Annotated in this window: 2 tRNA genes and 3 rRNA genes; all 5 read left to right on the forward strand. The window is 54.5% G+C overall.

Annotated elements, in window-relative coordinates:
• Window positions 1-263 precede the first annotated feature (263 nt).
• The 5 genes from ISP17_RS19440 to rrf all read left to right on the forward strand — a co-directional run bounded on the left by ISP17_RS19440 (window position 264) and on the right by rrf (window position 5,402).
• Window positions 264-1,808 (forward strand): 16S ribosomal RNA (locus ISP17_RS19440).
• A gap of 99 nt (window positions 1,809-1,907) precedes the next feature.
• Window positions 1,908-1,984: transfer RNA gene (locus tag ISP17_RS19445), tRNA-Ile, on the forward strand.
• Between the two features lie 10 nt (window positions 1,985-1,994).
• Window positions 1,995-2,070: transfer RNA gene (locus ISP17_RS19450), tRNA-Ala, on the forward strand.
• 215 nt (window positions 2,071-2,285) lie between these two features.
• Window positions 2,286-5,168: ribosomal RNA gene (locus tag ISP17_RS19455) — 23S ribosomal RNA — on the forward strand.
• Between the two features lie 121 nt (window positions 5,169-5,289).
• Window positions 5,290-5,402 (forward strand): 5S ribosomal RNA (gene rrf, locus ISP17_RS19460).
• The 16S, 23S and 5S rRNA genes sit together here with 2 tRNA genes alongside, the layout of an rRNA operon.
• Window positions 5,403-5,449: the final 47 nt, after the last annotated feature.

Consider the following 5,449-nt stretch of genomic DNA (forward strand, 5'->3'; position numbering starts at 1 on the left):
AGGTGTTGACGAGGTAGAAGATCGATGTAGAATGTGCGGCTCACCCGGGGCGAAATGCTTCGGGGCGATTCGAGAAACGGATCGCAAGTGATTGATCTTTGACAGTGTGCGCAGGTGACTTGTGTGGACGCCTTGCAGTGGACGGAATGACTGTCCAAGCAATGCAAGGGTCCAACATACAAGTCAGCAATGACGTTTTATGTTGGGATCACCCTTCAGAAAGATAGACGTCCAAACCCGCAAGGGAGAGGGTGTCGAAAACTTAAGTGAAGAGTTTGATCCTGGCTCAGATTGAACGCTGGCGGCATGCCTAACACATGCAAGTCGAACGGCAGCACAGCAGTAGCAATACTGTGGGTGGCGAGTGGCGGACGGGTGAGTAATGCATCGGGACCTACCTAGACGTGGGGGATAACGTAGGGAAACTTACGCTAATACCGCATACGTCCTACGGGAGAAAGCAGGGGACCTTCGGGCCTTGCGCGGTTAGACGGACCGATGTTCGATTAGCTTGTTGGTGAGGTAATGGCTCACCAAGGCGACGATCGATAGCTGGTCTGAGAGGATGATCAGCCACACTGGAACTGAGACACGGTCCAGACTCCTACGGGAGGCAGCAGTGGGGAATATTGGACAATGGGCGCAAGCCTGATCCAGCAATGCCGCGTGTGTGAAGAAGGCCTTCGGGTTGTAAAGCACTTTTATCAGGAGCGAAATACTACCGGCTAATACCCGGTGGGGCTGACGGTACCTGAGGAATAAGCACCGGCTAACTTCGTGCCAGCAGCCGCGGTAATACGAAGGGTGCAAGCGTTAATCGGAATTACTGGGCGTAAAGCGTGCGTAGGCGGTTTCTTAAGTCTGCTGTGAAATCCCCGGGCTCAACCTGGGAATGGCAGTGGATACTGGGAAGCTAGAGTGTGTCAGAGGATGGTGGAATTCCCGGTGTAGCGGTGAAATGCGTAGAGATCGGGAGGAACATCAGTGGCGAAGGCGGCCATCTGGGACAACACTGACGCTGAGGCACGAAAGCGTGGGGAGCAAACAGGATTAGATACCCTGGTAGTCCACGCCCTAAACGATGCGAACTGGATGTTGGTCTCAACTCGGAGATCAGTGTCGAAGCTAACGCGTTAAGTTCGCCGCCTGGGGAGTACGGTCGCAAGACTGAAACTCAAAGGAATTGACGGGGGCCCGCACAAGCGGTGGAGTATGTGGTTTAATTCGATGCAACGCGAAGAACCTTACCTGGCCTTGACATGTCCGGAATCCTGCAGAGATGCGGGAGTGCCTTCGGGAATCGGAACACAGGTGCTGCATGGCTGTCGTCAGCTCGTGTCGTGAGATGTTGGGTTAAGTCCCGCAACGAGCGCAACCCTTGTCCTTAGTTGCCAGCACGTAATGGTGGGAACTCTAAGGAGACTGCCGGTGACAAACCGGAGGAAGGTGGGGATGACGTCAAGTCATCATGGCCCTTACGGCCAGGGCTACACACGTACTACAATGGTCGGTACAGAGGGTTGCAATACCGCGAGGTGGAGCCAATCCCAGAAAGCCGATCCCAGTCCGGATCGAAGTCTGCAACTCGACTTCGTGAAGTCGGAATCGCTAGTAATCGCAGATCAGCTATGCTGCGGTGAATACGTTCCCGGGCCTTGTACACACCGCCCGTCACACCATGGGAGTGAGTTGCTCCAGAAGCCGTTAGTCTAACCGCAAGGGGGACGACGACCACGGAGTGGTTCATGACTGGGGTGAAGTCGTAACAAGGTAGCCGTATCGGAAGGTGCGGCTGGATCACCTCCTTTCGAGATAGGCAGCTTTCGCTGCTGCAAGACGTCCACACAAGACACCTGCACATCCGCACGCCACAGGGCGTGTTTGGTCGTTTCGACCGGAAGCTTTATGGGTCTGTAGCTCAGGTGGTTAGAGCGCACCCCTGATAAGGGTGAGGCCGGTGGTTCGAGTCCTCCCAGACCCACCACCAAGCACCTGGGGCCATAGCTCAGCTGGGAGAGCACCTGCTTTGCAAGCAGGGGGTCGTCGGTTCGATCCCGACTGGCTCCACCAGTTTCAAACGGCCTTCCAATGGATGTGTAGCGCACACAAAAGATTTTGAAGCCCACCGGCGTTGAGGCCGGCGTGGTGTTCTTTGAAAACGTAAACGAGTGACAAGCGTTTTGGTTCGAAACCGAACCGAGATGTGTCGTTGAGGCAAATGTAGCGAAACTGTTCTTTGGCATGTCCTGGCAACAGGATGGCCCCGAGGCGACTTGGGGTTATATGGTCAAGCGAACTAAGCGTATACGGTGGATGCCTTGGCAGTCAGAGGCGATGAAGGACGTGGCAGCCTGCGAAAAGTGTCGGGGAGCTGGCAACAAGCTTTGATCCGGCAATGTCCGAATGGGGAAACCCACTCCGCAAGGAGTACTGCATGGTGAATACATAGCCATGCAGGGCGAACCCGGGGAACTGAAATATCTAAGTACCCGGAGGAAAAGAAATCAACCGAGATTCCGTCAGTAGCGACGAGCGAACGCGGAGCAGCCCAAAAGCACACTTTGTTCTAGTCAAACGGTCTGGAAAGGCCGGCCATAGATGGTGATAGCCCAGTCGACGAAAGGGCATTGTGTGTGAAATTGAGTAAGGCGGGGCACGAGAAACCCTGTCTGAACATGGGGGGACCATCCTCCAAGGCTAAATACTCCTGACTGACCGATAGCGAACTAGTACCGTGAGGGAAAGGCGAAAAGAACCCCGGAGAGGGGAGTGAAATAGACCCTGAAACCGTATACGTACAAGCAGTGGAAGCCCGCAAGGGTGACTGCGTACCTTTTGTATAATGGGTCAGCGACTTACTGTCAGTGGCAAGCTTAACCGTATAGGGGAGGCGAAGGGAAACCGAGTCTGAATAGGGCGCATAGTCTCTGGCAGTAGACCCGAAACCGAGTGATCTATCCTTGGCCAGGTTGAAGGTGCGGTAACACGCACTGGAGGACCGAACCCACATCTGTTGCAATAGATGGGGATGAGCTGAGGATAGGAGTGAAAGGCTAAACAAACTCGGAGATAGCTGGTTCTCCTCGAAAGCTATTTAGGTAGCGCCTCGGACGAATCTTCCTGGGGGTAGAGCACTGTTATGGCTAGCGGGTCATCGCGACTTAGCAAACCATGGCAAACTCCGAATACCAGGACAGACTATCCGGGAGACACACGGCGGGTGCTAACGTCCGTCGTGAAAAGGGAAACAACCCAGACCCGCAGCTAAGGTCCCAAAGTCATAGCTAAGTGGAAAACGATGTGGAAAGGCATAGACAGCCAGGAGGTTGGCTTAGAAGCAGCCACCCTTTAAAGAAAGCGTAATAGCTCACTGGTCGAGTCGGTCTGCGCGGAAGATTTAACGGGGCTAAGCTATGCACCGAAGCTCGGGGTGTGCACATTTATGTGTACGCGGTAGAGGAGCGTTCTGTAAGCCTGTGAAGGTGGATTGTAAAGTCTGCTGGAGGTATCAGAAGTGCGAATGCTGACATGAGTAACGATAATGGGGGTGAAAAGCCCCCACGCCGAAAGCCCAAGGTTTCCTCGCGCAACGTTCATCGGCGCAGGGTGAGTCGGCCCCTAAGGCGAGGCAGAAATGCGTAGTCGATGGGAAGCTGGTTAATATTCCAGCACTTTTCTTAAGTGCGATGTGGGGACGGAGAAAGTTAGGTCTACCGGGCGTTGGTTGTCCCGGGGAAAGGCGGTAGGCATGGGTCTTAGGCAAATCCGGGATCCTTTATGCCGAGCACCGAGACGAGTCCTATTGGACGAAGTGACTGATACTACGCTTCCAGGAAAAGCCACTAAGCTTCAGCTTAAGAAAAACCGTACCGTAAACCGACACTGGTAGGCAGGGTGAGAATCCCAAGGCGCTTGAGAGAACTCGGGTGAAGGAACTAGGCAAAATGGCACCGTAACTTCGGGAGAAGGTGCGCCCATCGACGTGGTCACGTGCGTGACTGAGCGTTGATGGGTCGCAGTAACCTGGCCGCTGCGACTGTTTATCAAAAACACAGCACTCTGCAAACACGAAAGTGGACGTATAGGGTGTGACGCCTGCCCGGTGCTGGAAGGTTAATTGATGGGGTCAGCCGCAAGGCGAAGCTCTTGATCGAAGCCCCAGTAAACGGCGGCCGTAACTATAACGGTCCTAAGGTAGCGAAATTCCTTGTCGGGTAAGTTCCGACCTGCACGAATGGCGTAACGACAGCGGCGCTGTCTCCACCCGAGACTCAGTGAAATTGAAATCGCTGTGAAGATGCAGCGTTCCCGCGGCAAGACGGAAAGACCCCGTGAACCTTTACTATAGCTTTACACTGAACGTTGAGTTCTTCTGTGTAGGATAGGTGGGAGGCTTTGAAGCGCAGACGCCAGTTTGCGTGGAGCCATCCTTGAAATACCACCCTGAAGTGCTTGACGTTCTAACCTAGGCCCGTAATCCGGGTCAGGGACCGTGTATGGTGGGTAGTTTGACTGGGGCGGTCTCCTCCCAAAGAGTAACGGAGGAGCACGAAGGTACGCTCAGCGCGGTCGGACATCGCGCACTGTGTGCAAAGGCATAAGCGTGCTTGACTGCGAGATCGACGGATCAAGCAGGTACGAAAGTAGGTCTTAGTGATCCGGTGGTTCTGTATGGAAGGGCCATCGCTCAACGGATAAAAGGTACTCCGGGGATAACAGGCTGATACCGCCCAAGAGTTCATATCGACGGCGGTGTTTGGCACCTCGATGTCGGCTCATCACATCCTGGGGCTGTAGCCGGTCCCAAGGGTATGGCTGTTCGCCATTTAAAGTGGTACGCGAGCTGGGTTCAGAACGTCGTGAGACAGTTCGGTCCCTATCTGTCGTGGGCGTTGGAGATTTGAGGGGGGCTGCTCCTAGTACGAGAGGACCGGAGTGGACGTTCCGCTGGTGTTCGGGTTGTCTCGCCAGAGGCATTGCCCGGTAGCTATGAACGGAAGTGATAACCGCTGAAAGCATCTAAGCGGGAAGCACGCCCCAAGATGAGATCTCCCGAGAGCTCGACTCTCCTTAAGGCACCATCAAGACTAGGTGGTTGATAGGCGCGGTGTGGAAGTGCAGCAATGCATTGAGCTTACGCGTACTAATGAGCCGTGAGGCTTGACCATATAACCCCAAGACGCTTCGCAATACCTCGCGATACATCTCAAATACGTTTCACCCAAATCGCTTGTCACTCGTTTACCCCGATCGTGGGTCTGGCGCTATCAGCGCTGACCCCACTTTTTCCCTGGCGGCTATAGCGCTGTGGTCCCACCCGATCCCATCCCGAACTCGGAAGTGAAACGCAGCTGCGCCGATGGTAGTGTGCATCCGCATGCAAGAGTAGGTCACCGCCAGGGACCTCATACGCAAATCACCCCCTCCTAAAGAGGGGGTTTTTTGTTGC

It is taken from the genome of Dyella ginsengisoli (assembly GCF_044904665.1).
Lineage (GTDB): Bacteria > Pseudomonadota > Gammaproteobacteria > Xanthomonadales > Rhodanobacteraceae > Dyella_A > Dyella_A ginsengisoli.